General features: G+C 42.4%; 25 protein-coding genes and 1 riboswitch. Of the genes, 18 read left to right on the top strand and 7 right to left on the bottom strand.

What is annotated here, in order from left to right:
* The first annotated feature begins 6 nt into the window (after positions 1-6).
* Entirely contained in the window at positions 7-885 is an 879-nt protein-coding gene (gene pheA, locus MHI16_RS12600; RefSeq protein WP_058014542.1) for a prephenate dehydratase, read from the top strand.
* A 227-nt stretch (positions 886-1,112) separates the two neighbouring features.
* On the opposite strand, the gene MHI16_RS12595 is transcribed toward pheA, so the two are convergent.
* Positions 1,113-1,655 carry a transcription repressor NadR gene (locus MHI16_RS12595; protein ID WP_058014543.1) on the bottom strand — a complete coding sequence of 181 codons (543 nt, stop codon included), beginning with the start codon at positions 1,653-1,655 and terminating at the stop codon, positions 1,113-1,115.
* 3 nt (positions 1,656-1,658) lie between these two features.
* Entirely contained in the window at positions 1,659-2,810 is a 1,152-nt protein-coding gene (locus tag MHI16_RS12590; protein WP_058014544.1) for an IscS subfamily cysteine desulfurase, read from the bottom strand.
* A gap of 85 nt (positions 2,811-2,895) precedes the next feature.
* On the opposite strand from MHI16_RS12590, the gene nadB reads away from it, so the two are divergent.
* The 5 genes from nadB (at position 2,896) to MHI16_RS12565 (ending at position 8,571) form a co-directional block, all read left to right on the top strand.
* Positions 2,896-4,470 carry an L-aspartate oxidase gene (gene nadB, locus MHI16_RS12585; protein ID WP_268466276.1) on the top strand — a complete coding sequence of 525 codons (1,575 nt, stop codon included), beginning with the start codon at positions 2,896-2,898 and terminating at the stop codon, positions 4,468-4,470.
* Positions 4,452-5,315, top strand: coding sequence for a carboxylating nicotinate-nucleotide diphosphorylase (gene nadC / locus MHI16_RS12580; protein WP_058014545.1), 864 nt, complete (start codon positions 4,452-4,454; stop codon positions 5,313-5,315). Before nadB ends, nadC begins: the two co-directional genes overlap by 19 nt.
* Positions 5,302-6,411 (top strand): quinolinate synthase NadA, encoded by a 1,110-nt coding sequence (nadA, locus tag MHI16_RS12575; protein ID WP_058014546.1) that lies wholly within the window; start codon positions 5,302-5,304, stop codon positions 6,409-6,411. Before nadC ends, nadA begins: the two co-directional genes overlap by 14 nt.
* A gap of 131 nt (positions 6,412-6,542) precedes the next feature.
* Complete coding sequence (gene safA, locus MHI16_RS12570; RefSeq protein ID WP_058014547.1) at positions 6,543-7,820, top strand: SafA/ExsA family spore coat assembly protein; 1,278 nt, start codon at positions 6,543-6,545, stop codon at positions 7,818-7,820.
* 133 nt (positions 7,821-7,953) lie between these two features.
* Positions 7,954-8,571: a YhcN/YlaJ family sporulation lipoprotein gene (locus MHI16_RS12565; RefSeq protein ID WP_058014548.1), complete on the top strand. Its 618-nt coding sequence runs from the start codon at positions 7,954-7,956 to the stop codon at positions 8,569-8,571.
* Positions 8,572-8,619: 48 nt separating this feature from the next.
* Here MHI16_RS12565 and MHI16_RS12560 read toward each other — a convergent pair whose 3' ends face one another.
* Entirely contained in the window at positions 8,620-9,252 is a 633-nt protein-coding gene (locus MHI16_RS12560) for a LysE family transporter (RefSeq protein ID WP_044140013.1), read from the bottom strand.
* 237 nt (positions 9,253-9,489) lie between these two features.
* Positions 9,490-9,598: riboswitch (TPP riboswitch) on the top strand.
* 128 nt (positions 9,599-9,726) lie between these two features.
* Between MHI16_RS12560 and thiC the strand changes: the two genes are divergently transcribed.
* Positions 9,727-11,487, top strand: a complete 1,761-nt coding sequence (gene thiC, locus MHI16_RS12555) for a phosphomethylpyrimidine synthase ThiC (RefSeq protein ID WP_058014549.1) — start codon at positions 9,727-9,729, stop codon at positions 11,485-11,487.
* A gap of 35 nt (positions 11,488-11,522) precedes the next feature.
* Here the strand turns inward: thiC and MHI16_RS12550 are convergent, their stop codons facing one another.
* Positions 11,523-11,669 carry a hypothetical protein gene (locus MHI16_RS12550; RefSeq protein ID WP_167550609.1) on the bottom strand — a complete coding sequence of 49 codons (147 nt, stop codon included), beginning with the start codon at positions 11,667-11,669 and terminating at the stop codon, positions 11,523-11,525.
* A gap of 194 nt (positions 11,670-11,863) precedes the next feature.
* On the opposite strand from MHI16_RS12550, the gene MHI16_RS12545 reads away from it, so the two are divergent.
* Complete coding sequence (locus MHI16_RS12545; RefSeq protein WP_034620653.1) at positions 11,864-12,043, top strand: hypothetical protein; 180 nt, start codon at positions 11,864-11,866, stop codon at positions 12,041-12,043.
* Positions 12,044-12,076: 33 nt separating this feature from the next.
* On the opposite strand, the gene MHI16_RS12540 is transcribed toward MHI16_RS12545, so the two are convergent.
* A complete protein-coding gene (locus MHI16_RS12540; RefSeq protein WP_058014550.1) occupies positions 12,077-12,721 on the bottom strand; it encodes a serine/threonine protein kinase in 645 nt (214 codons plus the stop codon).
* A 238-nt stretch (positions 12,722-12,959) separates the two neighbouring features.
* On the opposite strand from MHI16_RS12540, the gene MHI16_RS12535 reads away from it, so the two are divergent.
* From MHI16_RS12535 to yajC, 7 genes are all read left to right on the top strand, one after another.
* On the top strand, positions 12,960-13,460 hold the full coding sequence (locus tag MHI16_RS12535; protein ID WP_176372696.1) for an intercompartmental signaling factor BofC: 501 nt from the start codon (positions 12,960-12,962) through the stop codon (positions 13,458-13,460).
* Between the two features lie 147 nt (positions 13,461-13,607).
* Positions 13,608-14,213, top strand: coding sequence for a Holliday junction branch migration protein RuvA (gene ruvA, locus MHI16_RS12530; RefSeq protein WP_058014551.1), 606 nt, complete (start codon positions 13,608-13,610; stop codon positions 14,211-14,213).
* Positions 14,214-14,224: 11 nt separating this feature from the next.
* Complete coding sequence (gene ruvB, locus MHI16_RS12525) at positions 14,225-15,229, top strand: Holliday junction branch migration DNA helicase RuvB (RefSeq protein WP_050943663.1); 1,005 nt, start codon at positions 14,225-14,227, stop codon at positions 15,227-15,229.
* Positions 15,222-15,422: a DUF2905 domain-containing protein gene (locus MHI16_RS12520; protein WP_058014552.1), complete on the top strand. Its 201-nt coding sequence runs from the start codon at positions 15,222-15,224 to the stop codon at positions 15,420-15,422. Before ruvB ends, MHI16_RS12520 begins: the two co-directional genes overlap by 8 nt.
* Positions 15,423-15,456: 34 nt before the next feature.
* The gene (queA, locus tag MHI16_RS12515; RefSeq protein WP_058014553.1) at positions 15,457-16,485 is read left to right on the top strand and encodes a tRNA preQ1(34) S-adenosylmethionine ribosyltransferase-isomerase QueA; all 1,029 of its coding nucleotides are present in this window, start codon (positions 15,457-15,459) and stop codon (positions 16,483-16,485) included.
* A 30-nt stretch (positions 16,486-16,515) separates the two neighbouring features.
* Positions 16,516-17,661, top strand: coding sequence for a tRNA guanosine(34) transglycosylase Tgt (gene tgt, locus MHI16_RS12510; RefSeq protein ID WP_003216540.1), 1,146 nt, complete (start codon positions 16,516-16,518; stop codon positions 17,659-17,661).
* 48 nt (positions 17,662-17,709) lie between these two features.
* Positions 17,710-17,976 (top strand): preprotein translocase subunit YajC, encoded by a 267-nt coding sequence (gene yajC / locus MHI16_RS12505; protein WP_003216659.1) that lies wholly within the window; start codon positions 17,710-17,712, stop codon positions 17,974-17,976.
* Positions 17,977-18,027: 51 nt separating this feature from the next.
* Here the strand turns inward: yajC and MHI16_RS12500 are convergent, their stop codons facing one another.
* Positions 18,028-18,405, bottom strand: a complete 378-nt coding sequence (locus MHI16_RS12500; protein ID WP_058014554.1) for a TIGR04086 family membrane protein — start codon at positions 18,403-18,405, stop codon at positions 18,028-18,030.
* A gap of 165 nt (positions 18,406-18,570) precedes the next feature.
* Here MHI16_RS12500 and MHI16_RS12495 point away from each other — a divergent pair, with 165 nt between their 5' ends.
* Entirely contained in the window at positions 18,571-19,233 is a 663-nt protein-coding gene (locus MHI16_RS12495) for a DUF421 domain-containing protein (protein ID WP_058014555.1), read from the top strand.
* A 1-nt stretch (position 19,234) separates the two neighbouring features.
* Here the strand turns inward: MHI16_RS12495 and spoVB are convergent, their stop codons facing one another.
* Positions 19,235-20,785, bottom strand: a complete 1,551-nt coding sequence (gene spoVB, locus MHI16_RS12490; protein ID WP_058014556.1) for a stage V sporulation protein B — start codon at positions 20,783-20,785, stop codon at positions 19,235-19,237.
* A 115-nt stretch (positions 20,786-20,900) separates the two neighbouring features.
* On the opposite strand from spoVB, the gene MHI16_RS12485 reads away from it, so the two are divergent.
* Both MHI16_RS12485 and secDF read left to right on the top strand, forming a co-directional pair.
* Positions 20,901-21,197: a post-transcriptional regulator gene (locus tag MHI16_RS12485; RefSeq protein ID WP_003216788.1), complete on the top strand. Its 297-nt coding sequence runs from the start codon at positions 20,901-20,903 to the stop codon at positions 21,195-21,197.
* A gap of 41 nt (positions 21,198-21,238) precedes the next feature.
* On the top strand, positions 21,239-23,467 hold the full coding sequence (gene secDF, locus MHI16_RS12480; protein ID WP_058014557.1) for a protein translocase subunit SecDF: 2,229 nt from the start codon (positions 21,239-21,241) through the stop codon (positions 23,465-23,467).
* Positions 23,468-23,650 lie beyond the last annotated feature (183 nt).

Below are 23,650 nucleotides of genomic sequence, written 5' to 3'. Positions count from 1 at the left end.
TAGCAGATGAAGCAATTAACTGTAGGTTATTTTGGACCAGAGGCAACATTTACTCATTTGGCCGTATGCTCTTGCTTTCCAGCAGATGCAGTGCAGCGTGCCTATGCAACGATTCCGCAATGTATGGATGCTGTATCAAAAGGCGAAGTCGATTTGGCGGTCGTTCCACTTGAAAATGCACTCGAAGGATCTGTGAACTTAACGATTGATTATTTAATTCATGAAGAAGCGCTGTCCATTGTTGGTGAAATGACAGCACCGATTCGACAGCATTTGCTTGTCCACCCATCAAGAGCGGAAAGCTGGGAGACATTAGATGTGATCCAATCACATCCGCATGCAATTGCCCAGTGTCATCAATTTCTGAAAAAACAGTACCCAGATATTCCGCATCGTCCAGTTGAATCAACAGGTTATGCAGCGAAGTATATCAGTGAGCATCCGGATGAGGCTGCTGGGGCGATTGCCAATGAAATTGCCGCACAAACGTATGGTTTAACAATTGCAAAAAAAGATATTCATGATTATCCGCACAATCATACACGCTTTGTTATTTTACATAAAGATTCTAAAGCATCGTTCCCGATGAATGCTGGGTTCTCATCGAAGCCAAAAACGACCATTGTCGTCAGTCTGCCAAAGGATGACCAATCTGGTGCATTGCATCGCGTGTTATCTGCCTTTTCTTGGCGGAATCTCAACTTGTCAAAAATTGAATCTCGTCCAACAAAAACGGGTCTTGGACACTATTTGTTTATTATAGATATAGAAAAAGAAATGGATGAAGTCCTTGTCCCTGGTGCGATTCAGGAATTAGAAGCGATTGGCTGTGAAGTCAAATTGCTCGGCAGCTACCAAACATATGAACTAACGAATGAAAAATAGTGTCCCTTACAGGACACTATTTCAGCGTGTAGACAAACCCTCGCATTCGGTGTCAGTCCTGCGCGCTGGTACTCACGAATGTCAAATTCGCTCCGTGCCAGTGCTCGCCCTTCCTAGACTTCAAAGGTTTTCTATCACGCTGAAAAGAAGACAAAGGGCTAAAATCAAGTATATTTTAGCCCTTTGTCAACAATCTGAAATAGTGTCCCTTACAGGACACTATTTTTTTAGTCTTTAATTAAAAAGCCAGCTTCATCAAGCGCTTGGATGGCTTGGTCAAGCTGCTTTTGACTGTAAGAAGTGAGTGTATGTAAATGCACGCCGTCTGTTAGTTCTGACAAGTAGGAGGCACCCGTGTTAGAAATGTGATGAACGAAATCAGCTACTTGCTTGCGAGTGCTGACGCGAATAGAGGCCGTGAGTTCACCGTAAACAGGGTGCTCTATGATCACATCTTTTACCGTCACCCCAAAATCTACAATTAAAGTCAGTTCCTCTTCTGTCCGAACAGGATCATGCTTGCAGGCGATGATTTGTTCAATTTCTCTTTCTGGCGTATGCTGAGATGCCATATACACATAGCCTTGACTTGTGGCAATAATGGGTTCGTTTTTTGCTTTCAATAGTGAGATATCTTGTACAATGACTTGTCGAGAGACAGCCGCCTTTTTAGCCAAAAAGCTCCCGGTGAGTGGTGTATCTGTTTCTTTCAGCCACTCTAAAATGGCGTTTCTTCTCTCTTCGCCAATGAGTTTCCTCTCTTGCTCCACGTTTTATGCTCCTTTCTTCTCCTTTTGCAATTGTTCAAATGTATGCAAAAGCTGATTGATGTCCTCTTTTGATGACTTCGATCCAAATGATAGTCGAATGAATTGAAGAGCATCACGGTCTGATACGTGCAATGCCTTCACAGCCGGGGAAGGATGATGATAACCAGAAGCACATGCGCTTCCAGTCGATATACAAATCCCATGCCGGTTACATGCTAACATTACATATTGTCCTTCAAACCCTTCAAAAAAACAACCAATAATATGAGGCAGCATAAGGCGATTCCTATTGTTGTGAAGTGTACGAACAGGAAGCTGTCTCATTTTCAGCTGCTGAAGAAAATAATCACGAAGCTGCTCATTTTGCCGCTTTTGCTCATCTAGCTTAAGCATCAATTGCTCGCTCGCAGCAGCAAAAGCACCGATACATGGAACGTTCACTGTTCCAAGGCGGAAGCCATTTTCCTGAACTGCACCTGAATATAAAGGCTTCCAAGGAACTTGAGTGCCCATATAGACAGCACCAGCGCCCTTAGGTGCATACACTTTATGGCTAGAGATGGATACAGCATCAACCCCAAGCTCCTTGATGGACACACGAATCTTTCCGAAAGTTTGCACGGCATCTGTATGAAAAAGAATGTGCCTTTCTTTTAAAATGGGTGCTAATTCAGCGAGCGGCTGGATAATTCCTGTTTCTGAATTAGCATGCTGAATAGATACTAGTCCTGTTTCAGGTAATAATGCATTTTTGAGAATGTCCTGAGTGATGATCCCATCTTGATTCGGTTCAATGATTGTGACCTTCACACCAAGACGCTCTAAGCTTTTAACCGCATGATGAACAGAAGGATGCTCTACAGAAGTTGTGATGACATGCTGCTTGTGTGCTGGCAGACCATTTGCCATCGATTGAATCGCAAGAAGATTGGATTCCGTTCCGCCGCTTGTAAAGTAGATGCCGTCTGGTTCGCCCTCAAGAATGGCAGCGATTGATTGTCTGCTGTAGGTCAGTATGTCATTTGCTCTTCCGCCTGCATCATGAAGACTGCTTGCATTCCCGTAGCAATCTTTACTTAGCTGCTGAAAAACATGCAGTGCCTCCTCCGAAACAGGTGTAGAAGCTGCGTAATCTAAATAAACCAATCCATCCATCTCCTATGTGAAAATTTTTTCTTGTATTTATTGTAGTGTTGTGTAATGATATGTGTCAAGACAGGTGTAAATGACAGGAGGGGCAATGGTGTCATCAATTAAAAAAATCATTGTGGTGGGATCAGGTATTGCAGCACTTTCCTTTGCAAAAACCATTTCAGCAAGCTGCGAAGTCATCATGATGACAAAAAAACAATTTTCCTCTAGCAATTCCATGCTTGCACAAGGGGGGATCGCTGCTGCCTTTTCAGCACAAGATTCTGTTCATCAGCATGTACAAGACACATTAGCTGCCGGCTGTGATCACAATGATGAGATGGCGGTACAAGAGATCGTCAGTCTTGGAAAGCATATGGTGGAGCAGCTCGTAGAAGAAGGCTGTCCATTTGATCAAACGGAGACGGGCGTGCCGCAATTAGGTAAAGAGGGGGCACATGCGACTCATCGCATTTTGCATGCAGGAGGAGATCAAACAGGCAAAACCCTCGTTCATTATTTGAAAAATCAGCTTGGTTCACATATTCATTTATATGAATATCACCATGTCATTGATCTACTCGTTCATGAAGGAACCTGCATAGGTGTGGTATGGAGAGATGAGAAAGGTCACGTACATACCATGACCGCAGATGCCGTTGTCTTATCGACAGGCGGCTGCGGCTCCCTATATGAAACAAACACAAATGACTCTTCTGTAACAGGAGACGGACTGATGATGGCTTATCGAGCCGGTGCACAATTAGCTGATCTCGAATTTGTTCAATTTCATCCTACCCTCTTGACGATCGCTGGAAAAGCAGTCGGTCTCGTTTCAGAGGCAGTCCGAGGAGAGGGAGCCTATTTAGAAGATGAAACAGGCAGGAGAATCATGAAAGGCATTCACCCACAAGCTGATTTAGCGCCTAGAGATATCGTCTCTAGAGCTATTTTTCATGAGCAGCAATTAGGTCATGAGCTGTATCTCAATATCAGCGAAATTGCACATTTCTCAGTTCGTTTTCCAGCAATTGCTGCAATGTGTGAGCGGGCAGGTGTCGATATAGCAAGCGGCAGGCTCCCAGTTTCCCCTGGTATGCATTTTTTAATGGGCGGAATCTGCGTGAATGAATATGGAGAAACGACGGTTCCATCTCTTTTTGCTATCGGAGAAGCGGCCTGTACAGGCTTACACGGAGCGAACCGATTGGCGAGTAATTCTCTCTTGGAAGGTCTCGTTTTAGGAAACAAAGCGGCACGGAGAATTGAACAAGTACCTAAACAGAAAAAAACAATCCCCTCTTTCTCAATTCAAGAAATATGGCCTGTGCCAGCGATTTCAGAGGATCAGTTGAGACAATGGATGACGACATATGCCGCAATTGTAAGAGACGAAAAAGGGCTGAAGACCTTACTGCAAACATTACAGCAAGTCCCTTATCAGCAAATGAATGTGAAGGATATCACAAGTGAGCAGATCGAATTAAGCAATCAATGGACATTAGCGATTTGTCTTGTGAAGTCTGCATTACTTCGTACAGAAAGCAGAGGTGGTCATTATCGAATGGATTGTCCAAATCGGAATGATGCATTATGGCGGGGTGTGCAAATTGTCCATGAAAAAGGTCACATTCACATGATGAAAAATGAAAGGATCGGTGCTAAATGGAACGTTTACAGTTAAAGCAAATGCTGACTCATTTTTTCGCAGAAGATATTGGTTTTGGAGATGTGTCAGCTGATGGCATTTTTGGAGAAAAGAAAGGAACAGCCTATATCATCGCAAAACAATCGGGTGTATTGGCTGGTTCTCAAGTCATTGACATAGGGTACCGCCTGCTGAATGAACAGATTGAGGCTGAGTTGTTTTTTGAAGAAGGTGATTGGATTCATTCAGGGGAAGTGCTGGCGAAAATAAAGGGACCAGTCAGCGACTTATTAAAAGGAGAACGGGTCATTTTAAATGTCTTGCAGCGCATGACAGGTATCGCCACTTTAACACATGAAGCAGTGGAGCGATTAGCGGACCCGTCGATTACAATTTGTGATACGAGAAAAACGACGCCCGGCTTGCGTATGTTAGAGAAATACGCTGTGAAAACAGGTGGGGGAAAGAATCATCGCTTTGGCTTATCAGATGGGGTGATGATCAAAGATAATCATATTGCCGCATGCGGCTCTATTCGTGAAGCTGTAGAGAAAGCAAGAGCATATGCCGGTCATATGGTGAAAATTGAAGTAGAAATTGAATCAGAAATGCAGCTAAAGGAAGCCATTGATGCAAAAGCCGATGTCATCATGTTTGACAACTGCTCTCCGGACGAAGTAAAACGTTTTAAACAAATGACGCCGGAGACAATTCTGACTGAGGCTTCAGGAGGCATCACGCTAGAGACATTGCCAAGTTACAGAGGGACAGGTGTCGACCTTATTTCGCTCGGTTTTCTGACACATTCTGCCCCAGCATTTGATTTTAGTATGAATATGGAATTCAGTCATAAAGGGGGAACCACTCATGTCACTGCTTGATGTACTCGCGAATCAACATGCAGCGATGATGCCAGAAGAATATAAACACCGGTCAGTTGATGAGATGGAGCAGCGTGTGGTAGACATTAAACGTGCCTTTGGATCAAAGCTTTTTATACCAGGGCATCATTATCAAAAGGATGAAGTAATCCAATTTGCTGATGCAACAGGAGATTCATTGCAGCTCGCACAAATAGCTGCAGACAATCAGGAAGCGGAGTACATTGTGTTCTGCGGTGTTCACTTCATGGCTGAAACAGCAGATATGCTGTCAAAAAAAAATCAAAAGGTTCTTTTGCCAGATATGAGAGCTGGCTGTTCAATGGCAGATATGGCGAACATGAAACAAACGGATAGAGCATGGGAGCAGCTGACTGATCTGTTTGGGGAGACGATCCTTCCACTTACGTATGTCAACTCAACAGCTGATATTAAAGCATTTGTTGGCAAGCATGGCGGAGCAACTGTGACATCATCAAACGCTAAGAAAATGCTGGAGTGGGCGCTCACACAAAAAGAGCGGATTCTGTTTCTCCCTGATCAGCATTTGGGGCGTAATACGGCCTTTGATTTAGGCATTTCACTTGAAGAAATGGCTGTCTGGGATCAAATAGAAGAAAGGCTTATCACCGATCAGCCGCTTTCCCGCATCAAGATGATTTTATGGAAAGGCCACTGCTCTGTCCATGAGAAATTTACGTTGCGGAATATTGAAGAAACGAGAAAAAGAGACCGCGACATTCAAATCCTTGTCCATCCAGAGTGCACCCATGAGGTCGTCAGGGCTTCTGATCTTGCAGGTTCAACGAAATTTATTATTGATACGATCAAGGAAGCACCAGCAGGAAGCAAATGGGCGATTGGAACAGAGATGAATTTGGTCAAGCGGATCATAGATCAGCATCCAGATAAACAAATTGAATCCCTCAATCCGGATATGTGTCCATGTTTGACGATGAATCGGATCGATCTCCCTCATTTGTTATGGTCACTAGAAAGCATAGAGAAAGGTGATCCGGTCGGTTTGATTCAAGTCAATGAAGACACAACAAAAGACGCTTTACTTGCACTGAATAAAATGCTCGCTATTAAATAATAAATCAGCCCCTCCTATCAGAAAACAAGTTTTTATCATATCGGCTTGTAAATAGGCATAAATTTATGGTGAAACATATTGTACTTCTGACATAACCGTTACGTTCACGTTTTGCATAGGAGGGGAAAACGTTGAAAATTCATATTGTGCAAAAAGGAGACTCCCTTTGGAAAATTTCAAAGAAATATGGAGTCGACTTTCAAGAATTGAAAAAACTAAATTCACAGCTCAGTAACCCAGATTTGATCATGCCGGGTATGAAGATCAAGATTCCATCAAGTGGTGTTCCTGTAAAAACAGATCATCACAAAGCAAAAGAAATGCCAAAGCCGAAAGAACATCCGTATGTAAAAGAAAAGCCAAAAGATGTCGTGCAAGTGCAAGATACGAAGCCGAAAGAAAAGCCAAACGAACCTGTACCTTATGTACCGCCAGTGCCAAAGATCGAGCATCCAGTTTTTCCGCAAGTCGATGTGAACTATTATCAGACCAATCTCTACCAGCCATTTACGCCTCCTCCCAAAAAAGAACATCATGAGAAAAAAGATCACGTTCATGAAAAGAAAGATCATGTTCATGACAAAAAGGATCATAAAGATCATGTTCATGATGGAAATAAGGAGCATAAAGATAACAAGGACCATTTCCATCATGAAAATAAGGGCTATCAAGATAACAAGGACCATTTCCATCATGAAAATAAAGGTCATTTAAAAGATGAAGTGGCAAAGGGATATGATCCGTTTATTCATATTCCGCATCAAAAGGAGGAGGGAAAAGATATGGAGCACAGCAATTACCCAAACCTTCCTAATTTCCCGCAAATGCCGAATGTAGGAGGCGCAGCGGTAGGGGGAATGGCTGAGAATAAGGAACATCATCACCATCACCAGCATCATGACGCATATGATCCTTATTATGGTCATGGGCATTACATGCCGGCAATGTATCCATATCCGCAGCAAATGGTGCCAGCATCGCCAATTTTACCAGGGTCAGGTCTTTGCTATCCTGTCCAGCCATATTATCACCATCACATGATGCCATATCCGTACCCAGCGCAGCCGTATTATCCTGCGTATCAAGCGCCAGCTTATTACGGAGAACATTATGAACATCATGCAAACGACGGGCATCACTGGCACCACCATATGCATCCAAATGCCAATGCCAATGCCAACGTCAATGCGAACGTGAATCAAGGCTTTTATCCAAATGTTTCAAATGAAGCTTATGGCAAGGAAGACTGCGGATGTGATGATGGCATGAAGCAGCATCAGCCGTGGCCAGGACATTACCCGAATCCTGTACCTTATGGCCAAATGGGAGCTTATCCAGCTCAGCCTTATATGCAGCCATATCCAGGTCAATCTGTTTTTGCAAGACCAGAGGAAGACGAAGAAGAGTAATAACAGAAGGAGCGATCTCAATCGTTCCTTTTTTTGTTTATAACTGACAGCTTGATTTTTCCCCAAACTGTACATGCTAAAACAGAGCCTGTTTCGCGCTCATGAGATTGAATTTGTACAGGGGGTTTTTCGTTTGAGACAAAAATGGCAAAAAACGATCGCATTAGTGCTTCTTCCTATTGGGTTAACGGCATGTGGTACAAATGACAATGCAGGTGTAGATACACGTCATAATCAATCAGGTCAGCCAGTCGGATATCATTCGAATAACCGAGCGGATGACAATCACCAAGATCATCAAGGGCCAGTTTCTGAACTCATGGAGGGAATGAACGGTGGGAATACAACGAATGTTGATTATCGCACCCGTCCTCAAGCAGATGATCGAACGCCTCTCGCAGGTGGAGATGGACGCTACAGTCATGGAGATATGAACTATCATAACCAAATGTCGTTCTCTGGCTACGATAAACAAGAGAACGTGCAGCGTTCAAGAAAAATTGCCAACCGCGTCAATAAAATGAACCACGTTGCAGACTCACAGGTGATGGTAACAGATGAAAACGTGTATATTGCCATTAAATCAGATGGACGTCTGACATCAGAGGGCGTATCACAAGTGGAAGAAGCAGCGACTCGTTATGCGGATGGAAGAGCTGTCCAAGTCATTAAAGACGAGGGGGCTTTCACACGCTTTAGAGATATGAGAAGAACACAATTTGAAACAGGTCAAACAGGCATGACTCGATAGGTTAGAGAATAAAAAAGGCTAAAGTTCCTCAAGAACTTTAGCCTTTTCTTAAAAATATACCTTAATGCCTATATAAAATTCGTAAAAGAAATAACAGCCAAACCCAAGTAATAAAATACCAGCAATAATGGATGTCCATTTGATCATCGTTCGATTCATCACTTTTCTTGTTAAGGATACAAGGGTGAGAAGACCGATGTCATGAAGGAGAATCCCTGCCAAAATACCGCCTGATGCCAGCATAAATTCAGATGAATCTGTTTTTGTATATGCATCTGCCAGTACAGCTCCGAATACAGAAACCCAGAACACAAGGTTTCCAGGAGAAACCGCAACAAGCAAGCCGTTTCTGTACGTTTTTGCGAAAGATTTATTGACTTTTTCGCCAGCTAAATGGATGTCTTGATCCGCATGCTTAATGGAATCGTATGCGAGAATCATTAAGAAGATAGCTCCGATCAGCCAGAGCGGGATTTGGACAAATGGCAGTGATAAAAACTGAGCAAATCCAGCATATAAAGCCAAAATAAGCAGGAGATCGATGGTCATGCCGCCTGCTCCTACAGTTAAACCATGAAAGAAGCCGTTTTTTAATCCCTGTTTTGTCATTTCAACCGTGATCGCTCCAACTGGCAGAGCAATTGAGAATCCTATGACGATAAATGTGAGAAATGTTTGCAATCGACTAGAACTTCCTTTAAAAAAGTTTGTATAAAAATTCTCCGTTTAGATTAATTATACATAATAGGAGAAAAGGATCAATGATTATTTCAGTTTTTATTTAAACGTTTGGGATGGATGATGTATATAAGGGTGTATATTAAACTCGCTGTATCTCTTTTGTAGTGGAAAGGAACTATTTTCCTAAAACTTCTTTTTTTCATGGCATCTCTATGCTACACTGTTGTGGAAATAAATAAATGTGACTAGGGGTGCCCGCGGCTGGGCTGAGAGAGAAGTATAAGCTTCTTAACCCTTTGGACCTGATCTGGCTCGTACCAGCGTGGGGAAGTTGAAGATGATACATGTGTCATTTATGGATGACATTCATGTTTATTTCTAACGACGAAACCAGGTTCTTTTCATAGAGCCTGGTTTTTTGCTGGTGCTGATTCCATCCTGTCCGGTGACAAGAAGAGAAGGAGAGAACAGCAAATGAAAGAAAAGGAAAATACTCCAACAACTCAATCGTTATTATCAAGCTTTGATGGCAGCCGAAAGGTGTATGAGAAAGGGTCAAGACCTGACATTTTAGTGCCAAAAAGAGAAATTGCCCTCACGCAAACCGTGACGCAGGCGGGAAACATTCAAAATGAACCGATTCGTGTGTACGATACAAGTGGACCTTACACCGATGAGCGTGCCCATATCGATGTGACAAAGGGGCTTAACCGTCTGAGAGCAGCATGGATCGAAGAAAGAGGGGATATAGAAAGGTATGAAGGACGTCATGTAAAACCTGAAGATAACGGATATCGCTCCAAAGAGAAAGCGTCTCATCAACATGTTCATACTGATTTTCATCATGAGCCGCTTCGCGCAAAAAAAGGTGCCTGTGTAACGCAAATGCATTATGCAAAAAAAGGTATTGTAACGCCTGAAATGGAGTTCATCGCGTTAAGAGAAGAGTTAAGCCCTGAGTTCGTGAGAGAGGAAGTAGCGAGCGGAAGAGCCGTCATTCCAGCGAATATTAACCATCCTGAAAGTGAACCGATGATTATCGGAAGGCATTTTCATGTCAAAATCAATGCGAACATTGGCAATTCAGCTGTGACATCATCCATTGATGAGGAAGTTGAAAAAATGACATGGGCGATCAGATGGGGTGCAGACACCATGATGGATCTGTCTACAGGAAAGGACATTCATACAACGAGGGAATGGATCATACGGAATTGCCCGGTCCCAGTAGGAACTGTTCCCATTTATCAGGCGCTTGAAAAAGTGAATGGCGTGGCAGAAGATTTGACGTGGGACGTGTACAGAGACACGTTAATTGAACAAGCAGAGCAAGGAGTAGACTACTTCACGATTCATGCGGGTGTGCGTTTAAGGTATATTCCGCTGACAGTCGATCGAGTGACTGGTATTGTTTCAAGAGGCGGTGCCATTATGGCAAGGTGGTGTCTTGCTCATCATCAAGAGAATTTCCTTTATACCCACTTCGAAGATATTTGTGAGATTATGAAAACGTATGATATTGCCTTTTCACTTGGAGATGGGCTTAGACCAGGATCAATAGCTGATGCCAATGATGAAGCGCAGTTTGCAGAGCTGGAAACGTTAGGTGAATTGACAGAGATCGCTTGGAAACATGATGTTCAGGTGATGATTGAAGGACCTGGACATGTTCCGATGGATAAAATCAAAGAAAATGTGGACAAGCAAATGGAGATTTGCAAAGAGGCACCATTTTATACATTAGGGCCTCTTACAACAGATATTGCTCCGGGATATGATCATATTACATCTGCCATCGGCGCAGCTATGATCGGCTGGTATGGAACAGCGATGCTATGCTATGTGACGCCAAAAGAGCATTTAGGGCTGCCGAACAAAGAAGATGTAAGAGAAGGTGTGATCGCCTATAAAATTGCTGCACATGCTGCTGATCTAGCAAAAGGACATCCTGCTGCTCAAAAGCGCGATGATGCTTTATCGAAAGCAAGATTTGAATTTAGATGGCGGGACCAATTCAACCTGTCACTTGATCCAGAAAGAGCGATGGCGTTCCATGATGAAACATTGCCTGCTGAAGGCGCTAAGACTGCCCATTTTTGCTCGATGTGCGGACCGAAGTTTTGCAGCATGAAAATTTCCCAAGATATTCGCAATCAATCAGAAGAAGTGAAAAAAGAGATGGAGAAGAAGGCGAAGGAGTTTATCAGTCAAGGAAGTCAAATATATTCATCCTAAAAAAGAACCTCGCACGCATGTTGTGCGGGGTTTTATCAGATCGCGGAAAAGGCTTTTCTTAAGAGGTGGAAAAATGCCTTTAATGCAGCCCCTATCATGTCCAGACTCGGAATGAGGGCATCTGTTAAATGAAACAAGACTGTTTGTTTTTCTGGAGATGTTCGTTTCTTTTTCCGTTTCATAAAGAAAACCTCCTTTTAAAACAATATATTTCTTTGCAAAGAAGAGGGATAGAGATGTTGTTTGAATTTAAACAAAATTTAAACTTCTTGTGTTTGAAAGGAAAGAAGGAGGGGAAACGAGTTAAGTAGAGAATGAATGAAAAGAGCCGATCTATTCGGCCAGCTAACAAGAGAGAGTGGAAGGTGATCTTATGATGAAAGTATTTAAGGTAACATTTCATATGAACAATGGGGAAGTGCTTGATTTCGAGCTAAAACGTCCAGCTACCTATGATGTGTATAAGAAAATTGAAGAAGCCAATCATTGGTTTAAGCTGAATAATGAAATCATTAACTTATTAAATGTGAATAGCATCCATGTTGAAACAGATTGACACAGAAAAGCCGCTCGGTAAGAGCGGCTTTCATTATGCAGAAAAATCATTCCGATTATTAAGCTGACCGCGGGACAGCCAGTTTTTTTTATATAAATAAGCAATCACTTCAAGCCATAGACGCGGTGCTTTTTTCGGGAAGAAAGGTTTTTGATAATAAGCGTAAGCGGCTTTTAAGTCATCCCATTGATGGCATGCTTTTGTTTGTGTGAAACGGGCAACGTCGATGACCCTGACCTGTCCTTCCTTCGTTAAGATTAGATTCCTTAGGTGGATATCAGAAGGATTCAATCCTTTCTCGCGTGCTTCTTCTAGCGCATCATCGACTTGTTCAATCATTTGTTTTTTAATAGGAATCCCTTTTGTGAGGCATTCATAGAATGTATATCCTTTAATATATTCCATTAAAATATACTGATCCCCAGATTCATAAATCTCAGGGTAGTAAGATGAACCAGAGAGTTTTTCATAAATAGCGGCTTCTTTGCGGGCAATATGCTGATAAGAAGGGAAAAAGACTTTTAAAGCCATTGTCTTGCCGTTTTTTTTGTATGAAAAGACATAGGCACTTCTTCCTTTGCCGCACAGCTCAAGCTCTGCCGGTTTAAAGGCAAGCTTATGAAGACGTTTATCCTCATGATACTGAATCGATTCGGCTAATTTTTTGACTTCTGACATTGACTTCACCTTCTTTGGTTTCAGTTTATGCGGCTGAAAAACGAATGATGAAAAAACCGAGCATTCGATAAAGCAATGGATTGTATAAAACATACCATTTACGAATGAAGGATACAACGAAAGACTCTTCCCATATATTCATGTCATCCATTTGGTTAATGTTTAGAAAAATGGGTCAAACTACATATGTCATGCATCGATCTCATGTTTTAAAGAGGTGTAAATAGTGAAAGTGAAGATGAAATGTTTCGTTACAGGACTTATCATGACAAGTGTGCTTTTTTTCGCTGCGGATATGGAAGGAAAAGAACACTTGCAAAAGCAGTCAAACTCGATCACCGTGCAGCTTGAAAAAGTCTATCTAGACGGAGATGTGAGTATTGAAAGACACCGTGCATCATTAGAAGACAAAGACACATTCTGGTCGCAGTATAAAGGCTGGACGCTAGTAGAACAGAAAGAGGATTTTGCGCTTTTTAGAAAGCAAATTGATGATATCTCTCCATTAAGCAAAGCAAATGGATATATCGGATTATCAGAGGACGGTGTCATTTCTACGTTTCATGGAAGGCCTGACGGCTGGGCGGAGCCCATTCATCTCTTTTTTCAAATTGATACGTCCCGTTTAGAAAGTCATGTGGAGGAGCAGCTTGAGCAAGGCATTCCTTTTCGAACAAAGGATGAATTTGAGCATGTGCTTGAAGTCATGAAGCCTTACCGAAATGAAATATCGTTTTAAGCGTATAACAGCTTGCTGGTGTGAAGGCCGCAAGCTGTTTTTCGTGGTGTCATCGTAAAAATGGATTGAGCGAACGTATGTTAACTTTTATTGCGGTTTTCTTCTCGATTTATGTTACAATGAAGAACAGTCAAAGAGGTGAAAACGGTGATAGAGTTTGTAAAAGGGACCATTGATTATGTGTGCCCGCAATATGTTGTCATAGAAAACGGCGGAGTAGGATATCAAGTCTATAGCCCAAACCCGTTTATCTATCAAATCAATAAACAAGAAACGATTTATACGTATCATTACATAAAGGAAGACGCTTTTTCGTTATATGGATTTCAAACACGAGAAGAAAAAGCGCTGTTCACAAAACTGTTAAATGTCACAGGGATTGGGCCGAAGGGGGCTCTAGCGATTCTTGCTTCCGGTGATCCTGGCGCTGTCATTTCAGCGATAGAACGTGAAGATGAAGCGTTCCTGATTAAGTTCCCTGGCGTTGGCAAAAAGACAGCTCGCCAAATCATTCTCGATCTAAAAGGAAAGCTAGCTGATGTCGTTCCGGAAATGATTGGCAATCTATTTAATCACGAGGACCATATTCAGGTCGAAACGCAGCAAACGGCATTAGACGAAGCGCTTGAAGCCTTAACTGTTCTCGGATACGGTGATCGTGAAATTAAAAAGGTTCTTCCATTGTTAAAAGAAGAAAAGAATCTCACAACCGATCAATATGTGAAAAAAGCTTTACAAAAAATGTTGAAATAGGGTGATGTCTCATGGATGAACGGCTCGTCTCAACTGAAGCAGACAACCATGAATCAGCCATTGAGCAAAGTCTGCGGCCTCAGACACTTAGCCAATATATCGGTCAGCAAAAAGTAAAGGATAACCTCAGCGTGTTTATTGAAGCTGCCCGTATGAGGCAGGAAACGCTCGATCACGTCCTTTTATACGGACCGCCCGGACTTGGGAAAACAACGCTTGCGTCGATTATTGCCAATGAAATGAATGTTCAGCTGCGTACGACATCTGGACCAGCAATTGAACGTCCTGGTGATTTGGCGGCGATTTTAACGTCTCTTGAGCCAGGCGATGTGTTGTTTATAGATGAAATTCATCGCTTACAGCGCTCAATTGAGGAAGTGCTTTATCCGGCAATGGAGGATTTTTGTTTAGATATCGTCATTGGCAAAGGAGATACAGCGCGCTCTGTACGGCTTGATTTACCGCCATTTACACTTGTAGGAGCCACGACCCGTGTCGGGCTTTTAACAGCGCCGCTTCGTGACAGGTTTGGGGTACATGCAAGATTGGAATACTATGAGCAAAGAGATTTGGCTCACATTGTCTCAAGAACAGCCGAGCTGTTCGAGATTGGGATCGATCTTCGCTCAGCCGAAGAGATCGCAAGACGTTCCCGCGGTACGCCGAGGGTTGCCAATCGTCTGCTCAGAAGAGTAAGAGATTTTGCGCAGGTGCTTGGGAATCATGCGATTACCGAGGACATTGCGGAAGATGCCCTTGAGCGCCTTCAAGTCGATAAGCTTGGTCTTGATCATATCGATCACAAGCTGCTTTTAAGTATGATCGAAAAATTTAGAGGCGGTCCTGTTGGGCTTGATACAATCTCAGCGACAATAGGAGAAGAATCACATACGATTGAGGATGTGTACGAACCGTATTTACTGCAAATTGGTTTCCTGCAAAGAACACCAAGAGGACGGGTCGTCACAAGAGAAGCGTATGAACATTTTCAAATGGAGGTTCCGATTCGTGACTGAATTCCCTAAAATATTGATGATTTTAGGTAGTGTCCTTTTTGCCGCAGGATTAGTATTTCAATTGGTTGGTAAGCTTCCAGGTGATATTTTTGTGAAAAAAGGAAATGTGACGTTCTTTTTCCCTGTGATCACATGCATTGTCATTAGCATCGTGCTCACGATATTACTGAATATCTTTGGACGGATGAAATAACGTTAACTAGTTAACTACAGAATAGGTGAAGGAAATGAAGTTAGAACTATTTGATTTTGATTTACCAGAAAGATTGATCGCACAAGTACCGCTTGAAAAACGAGACGCATCAAGACTGATGGTCTTAAACAAACAAACGGGTGAGATGACACACGATACTTTCTCACAAATCACCGATTATTTTCAAACGGGTGATTGTCTCGTTTTAAATAATACACGCGTTCTGCCGGCACGGTTGTTTGGAATGAAAGAGGATACAGGTGCAAAAGTTGAACTGCTTCTCTTAAAACAAGAGGAAGGCGACAAATGGGAAACACTTGTAAAACCAGCCAAACGGGTGAAAAAAGGAACAGTGATCACATTTGGTGATGGACGGCTTCAAGCAGTATGTACAGAAGAATTAGAACATGGCGGAAGAAAAGTTGAGTTTCAGTATACCGGCATTTTTTATGAAGTACTTGAATCCCTTGGTGAAATGCCGCTGCCTCCTTATATTAAAGAACAGCTTGACGATCGTGAACGCTATCAAACCGTGTATTCGAAAGAAGTCGGCTCCGCTGCTGCTCCAACTGCTGGTCTTCACTTTACAAACGAGCTGCTGGATGCGCTGAAAGCAAAGGGAGTGCACATCGCATTCATTACACTGCACGTGGGGCTTGGTACTTTTCGTCCGGTCAGTGCAGATCGTATTGAAGAACACGAAATGCACGCGGAATTTTACGAAATGAATGAAGAAACAGCGGCAGAGCTTAATCGCGTTCGCAGGGAAGGCGGGCGAATTATTTCAGTGGGGACAACGTCAACGAGAACGCTAGAAACCATTGCAAGTGCGCATGATGGCGAATTCAAAGCGTCAAGCGGCTGGACGTCAATCTTTATTTACCCAGGCTATACATTCGAGGCAATTGATGGCATGATCACGAATTTCCATCTGCCCAAATCCTCGTTAATCATGCTTGTCAGCGCATTAGCTGGGCGAGAGCATGTCTTAAAGGCGTACAATGAGGCTGTAAAAGAGGAATACCGATTCTTCAGTTTTGGCGATGCCATGCTGATTCAATAACATCATACAACAAAGACAGGAGGGCTCATTTTGTCGCAATTACCGATACGTTATGAGTTCATTAAATCATGCAAACAAACAGGTGCAAGACTGGGGCGCGTTCATACACCGCACGGCTCCTTTGACACACCTGTATTTATGCCGGTAGGTACACTGGCTACAGTCAAAACGATGGCACCTGAAGAATTAAAGGCAATGGAAGCAGGGATCATCTTAAGCAATACGTACCACCTATGGCTCCGCCCGGGGCATGACATTGTGAAAGAAGCAGGCGGTCTGCACAAATTTATGAACTGGGATCGAGCGATTTTAACCGATTCAGGCGGATTCCAAGTATTCTCTTTGAGTGAGTTTAGAAAAATTGAAGAAGAAGGCGTCCACTTCCGTAATCACTTAAATGGAGATAAGCTGTTCCTTTCTCCTGAGAAGGCTATGGACATCCAAAATGCGCTTGGCTCTGATATTATGATGGCATTTGATGAATGCCCGCCATATCCAGCAGAATACGATTACATGAAACGTTCAGTAGAGCGGACAAGCAGATGGGCAGAACGCTGTCTAGAAGCGCATCAGCGTCCAGAGGATCAAGGGCTGTTTGGAATCATCCAAGGCGGAGAATACGAAGAGCTTCGTAAACAAAGTGCAAAAGATCTCGTGTCACTTGATTTCCCAGGCTACGCCATCGGTGGCTTATCTGTTGGGGAACCAAAAGATGTGATGAACCGTGTACTTGAGTTCACAACGCCATTGTTACCAGCAGACAAACCAAGGTACTTAATGGGTGTCGGCTCGCCAGATTCCTTAATTGACGGTGCCATTCGCGGTGTAGATATGTTTGACTGCGTGCTGCCAACGCGAATTGCCAGAAACGGTACGCTCATGACAAGCGAAGGACGTCTTGTTGTGAAAAATGCAAAATATGAGCGTGATTTCAGACCAATCGATGAAAATTGTGACTGTTACACATGTAAAAACTACACACGTGCTTATATTAGACATTTAATCAAAACAAATGAAACGTTCGGAATTCGATTAACAACTTATCATAATCTTCATTTTCTGTTAAAATTAATGGAGCAAGTGAGAGAAGCTATCCGTGAGGATCGTTTAGGTGATTTTAAAGAAGAGTTTTTTGAGCGTTACGGCTTTAACGAACCGAATGCGAAAAACTTTTAACGCATAAACGAAAAGGCTTTACAATGCATTAGAAAGGGGTGAAATAGAATGGATGGTGGTATGGGTTCAATCATTATGATTGTTGTCATGTTTGCTGTGCTTTACTTCTTATTAATCCGTCCACAGCAAAAGCAACAAAAAGCTGTGCGTCAGATGCAGCAATCTTTATCAAAAGGCGATAAAATCGTCACAATCGGTGGTTTACACGGTGAAATCGACTACATTGATGAATCAAAAGTGGTCATCAAAACTAGCGAGAACAACCGTTTAACTTTCGATCGTCGTGCTATTAGAGAATTAGCTGACAAAGGCTAATCCTCCGATACATAGCCATAAAAAAAAGAGCGATATAGATCCGCTCTTTTTTTATTTGCCTCGAAGATTGACACCAATCATCCCGCCGAGCATACAAATTCCTAAAAATGCCCCATGATAGATGAACTGCTCTGGTGAAAAGGTTGCTCCAAACCCTAAATATTGAAACAAAAATACAGTGAGAGAAAAGATCAGCGAAGTGATCGCACCAATGAGCCAGCCGCGCTCCTTTGCTTTTCCTCCAGAAATGATCCCTCCTAATAAAAGTGCCACAAAGGACAAAATCATAATCATCCATTTAAACGATGATTCCTGCATACTTGTGAAGGTAAGCATGAGCGATACAAGTAAGCTTGTGACAATCATGACGATAAAAATGGCCATTAAGCCGGATAAAATCCCTTTTCCAATTTGTTTCGTTTCCTGCATGTGATTCGTCTCCTCTCCAATTGACCGAAGCTTGTCTTTTACTAAAATGTATTCAACGCGAAGAAAAAATAGACATGTTTCTCACGATAAAAGCAGAGGCTTTCTTTTCTACATAAATAAAGGGTTTTGACACAAGCTATGTGAGAGAAGGAGGGTTTACATCACATGCAGGATATCTGGATTATCTCCATGAGAACAATCATTTTATATTTTCTTATATGGTTTATTTTTCGGTTAATGGGCAAGAGAGAAATTGGCGAATTGAGCATTTTAGATCTTGTCATTTTTATGATGATCGCAGAAATTGCGGTTCTCGCTATAGAAGAAGTCGAGGATCATATGTTACATACGGTATGGCCGATTCTGCTGTTAACCTTCATTCAAATTACACTTGCCTACCTCTCATTGAAATTCCAAGGTGTCCGGCGCTTTCTTGATGGCAAACCGGTCCTGCTCATCATCAATGGGAAAATCGACGAAGGTGCGATGAGAAAACAGCGATACAATTTTGATGACCTGCTCATACAATTAAGAGAAAACAACATCGATAGCATTCAGGATGTCTCTTACGCCATTTTAGAGCCATCTGGAAAGCTCGCCGTCGTTGAAAAAGAAAACAAGCGCACACATGCTGCGCTTGAGCTGCCACTTATTGCAGATGGGGTTGTGCAGCATGATCACCTGAAGCAAATTAATCAAAATGAACAATGGTTGAAAGATGAGCTGACCAAAAGGGGCTATCATGATATAGAGCAGATTTCGTACTGCAGCTTTAATCAAAAGACTTTTTATATTGATTTGAAAGATGAAGTGATCAAAAAAAGATGAGCTAGAGCAGCTTCCCAATAAACGGGATGCGGCGCAGCTCTTCTTTCTTCACTAGACCAAGACAGATTAAGAGAATGACATACAGCGCGCACGTCACAAAAATCAGCATGACTAGCTCAATCGGGGCAGAAAAGAATCCGTTCATTTGAGATTTCAGCCAAAGGCTCACCACCCCAGTGCCGATGATCACAAGAACACATATCCCATATTCCTTCATTGGTAAATGAATAGGCAGTACTTTACCGACAGTTGCCGCATGAAGCAGCGTGACAAGGACGATGCCGATTAATATCGCAAGTGCTGCCCCCATAATGCCAAAGCCCGGCTGTGAAGCAAGAACAAAAATCATTCCTGTTTTCACAACAGCACCTATCAGACTATTCGTCATCGCCGCACCAGCCAAATTGAGTGCTTGCAAGACGGCTTGAAGCGGCCCTTGAAAATAATATAGAAGAAAAAATGGTGCCATGAATTTCACATAAATAGCCGCATGCGATGAACCATACATAAAGAGCGTTAAATCTTCTGCGTAAACGAAAAGAATAATACAGGAAATACCTCCGCTGAGTAGACAAAGACGCATTGCCTGCTTCAGCCGGTATTCGACCGTTTTGCGTTTGTTCTGCTCCATTCCTTCACTGATCGCCGGGACTAATGCCGTGGAGAGTGAATACGTAATGAAGCTTGGCAGTGTCAAAAGAGTCAGCGCAAGACCAGTCAATTCCCCGTACTGTCTTGTCGCCTCAACAGCCGCATATCCAGCAATGGCAAGACTCTGCGCGACAACTATCGGCTCTAAAAACCACGAAATATTGCCGATAAATCGGCTGCCTGTTGTTGGCAGGGCAATACTCATCAGCTGCTTAAACGTGTCCTTACCGTCATGAATCGCCTTGAAAAATCGTTTTCGAATACGAATGGTCTTTTTATAACGAAAGGCAATCAGTAAATAAGCAAGTGAAATCATCTCTCCAATGACAGATGAAATCATCGCTCCTGCTGCCGCATATTCAATTCCATAAGGAAGGAAAGCGGTTGTACATACGGCTACTAGAGAAATTCTTGCAACCTGTTCCAGCACTTGAGAAATGGCAAGCGGGCTCATTTGCTGTCTGCCTTGAAAATATCCTCTCAGCACACTAGAAATGGCGATGACTGGGACAACGGGCGTAATGGCAAGCAGTGGATAGACTGTTCTAGGATCTGTCAGCATATTTTCTGCCATGATGGGTGCAAACCATAAAAAGAGCGGCGTGAATATCAAACTGAGTGTCCCTGTTATCGCAAGAGACATGACAAGAATTCGTTTTGTTTTCTGTTTGTCTCCACGGGCTTCTGCTTCTGCGACAAGCTTGCTAATAGCGACAGGCAGTCCGAATTGTGTCAGTGTCACAGCGAGAAAAAAGGTAGGAGCAGCCATCATATAAAGCCCGACTCCTTCTTCGCCAATGAACCTTGCAATCACAATTCGATTGACAAAACCCAATATTCTCGTGATAAAACCTGCTAAAATTAAAATAATCGTGCCTTTTAAAAACGTTTGCTTCGTCAAATCAAAGATCACCTGCCTTCTCAAACGACATAGAATCATATACAATAAGATATGCGTGTATATCGTCCAAGCATGACAAGTCTCTCGATAAAAACTGAAAAGGGGGAGCATCCCATTGACACAACATCCGGCTGCAATTTACAAAGACCATTTAAAGCCTTTTCTGTTCAGTAAGCTTGAAGAATTCATCGTTTTGGGCTATAAAGATGTAGATTTAGAGGAATTATGGTCATACTTAGAGAATAAGAAGTGGAAGAAAAAACAAGAGTATCCGATTCATGAAATGGTTGCAGATATTTTATCTGTGAAAATTGGCGAATTTATGAACTATGCAACCGTTCAGTCGTTTAAAACGTCTGCTTTTTTGGACAGTGAAGATGGCAAGAATATGCTAGATGAACTGTTGAAATAAGCCATCTTAATGGATTCAGGTGTTTAAGGAGGAAATACATAATGAAAAAAGGGCGCATTCTTGCGTTTTTCTTAGTGGTTCTGTTAATCGGAACTGGCGTAGGCTTACTAACAAAGCCTGTTGCGAAAGATATGACGCTAGGGCTGGATTTACAGGGTGGATTTGAAGTCCTGTATGATGTACATCCAGTGAAAAAAGAGGACAAGATTACAAATAGTGTCCTCGTCAGTACGGTGGAGGCTTTAAACCGAAGAGCCAATGTGCTAGGTGTAAGTGAGCCGAACATCTCGATTGAAGGCAACAATCGTATCCGTGTGCAGCTTGCGGGGGTAAAAGATCAAAACAGAGCTAGGGAGATACTTTCCACTGAAGCACAGCTATCCTTCAGAGATACGAATGATAAAGAACTCCTAAACGGGGCTGACCTAGTCGAAAACAGTGCAAAACAAACATTCAGTCAAACGAATGAGCCAATTGTGACGGTTAAACTAAAGGATGCGAAAAAATTTGGTGACGTCACAAGAAAAGTAGCGGCGATGGCGCCGAATAACCAGCTTGTCATTTGGCTTGATTACCACAAAGGAGATTCCTTCAAAAAAGAAGTCTCAAAATCAAACCACAAGTATGTCTCTGCGCCGAATGTGAATCAAGAAATTAACAGCAGTGACGTGCAAATTGAAGGGAAATTTACTGTCCAAGAGGCAAAAGACCTTGCAAGTATTTTAAATGCTGGGGCATTGCCAGTGAAATTAACTGAAAAGTACTCCACATCAGTGAGTGCGCAATTCGGTGAACAGGCATTAAATGAAACTGTCTTTGCAGGGATTGTGGGAATTGCCCTCATTTTCTTATTCATGCTTTTTTATTACCGAATACCTGGTCTTATTGCTGTCATTACGTTATCAACGTATATCTATATTACCTTACAGGTGTTTGACTGGATGGGGGCTGTTCTGACACTTCCTGGAATTGCGGCACTGATTCTTGGAGTAGGGATGGCGGTTGATGCCAACATCATCACATATGAACGAATCAAAGAGGAGCTTAAGCTCGGTAAATCTGTCCGCTCTGCTTTCAGGTCAGGGAACCGCCGATCATTTGCGACCATCTTTGATGCAAACTTAACGAGTATTATTGCAGGGGGCGTCCTTTTCTTCTTCGGGACAAGTTCTGTAAAAGGGTTTGCGACGATGCTGATCCTTTCCATTTTAACAAGCTTTATTACAGCTGTATTCCTATCAAGATTCCTTCTTGGTCTGCTTGTGGAAAGCCGAGCGCTTGATCGCAAGAAAGGCTGGTTTGGTGTTCGTCAAAAAGACATCATCGATATTCATGAAACAACAGAAAATACGGAACCAAAAACACTATTTGATAAATGGGATTTTGTCAGCAAGCGAAAAGGTTTCATGATTTTCTCAGTAGCCATTACCATTGCGGGGATTATCGTCCTTTCGATTTTCAAACTCAATGCGGGTATTGACTTTGCAAGTGGTACAAGAGTAGACATTCAAAGTGACCACAAGCTGTCAACTGCTCAAATCGAGCAAGACTTTCAAAAATTAGATCTGGATACAGATAGTGTTGTGTTATCTGGCCAAAAAGAAAATCAAGCAGCGGCACGATTTGTTGGTGTGCCAAATAAAGAAAAAATTGCAGAAGTGAAAGATTACTTTAAAGATAAGTATGGAACAGAACCGAATGTCAGCACGGTGTCTCCTACTGTCGGAAAAGAACTTGCACGTAATGCTATATATGCCATCATCATTGCTTCGATTGGGATCATTATTTATGTTTCCATTCGTTTTGAATATAAAATGGCCATTGCAGCGATTGCCTCCCTTTTATATGATGCATTTTTCATTGTGGCATTCTTTAGTATCACACGATTAGAGGTAGATGTGACCTTCATTGCGGCGATCCTCACGGTGATCGGGTATTCGATCAATGACACGATCGTGACGTTCGATAGGGTTCGTGAGCAAATGAAGAAACGTAAACCAAAAACGGTAGAAGATCTATCTTACATCGTTAACTTGAGTTTACAGCAAACCTTTACACGATCTATCAATACGGTACTCACTGTCGTAATTGTTGTGATCGCACTGCTTATCTTCGGATCGGCATCGATTACAAACTTCTCCCTCGCCTTACTTGTCGGTCTGTTAACAGGGGTGTACTCATCTCTATATATCGCAGCGCAAATTTGGCTCATGTGGAAAGGCCGTGAGCTGAAAAAGCCGGCGAAGATTGATACTGAGCAAGATATTTAATTGAGAAAGGCTGCCTTTTTGGCAGTCTTTTTTCAATAGATTTCCCGAGAATAAGTCGATTCGAAAAAACATTTCGGGTATCATTGATCTTGAAATAGTCTTTTGCTATAATGACATACGTTTAGATCAGTATAGAAAGCAAGTGTCCGTTTGAGGCATTTGGCTTTATTCATTGGAGGGGCT

The sequence above is a fragment of the Bacillus sp. FSL K6-0923 genome, from assembly GCF_038630825.1.
In the GTDB taxonomy this organism is placed as follows: domain Bacteria; phylum Bacillota; class Bacilli; order Bacillales; family Bacillaceae; genus Bacillus; species Bacillus pumilus.
This window is presented reverse-complemented; position numbering and strand designations above follow the sequence as displayed.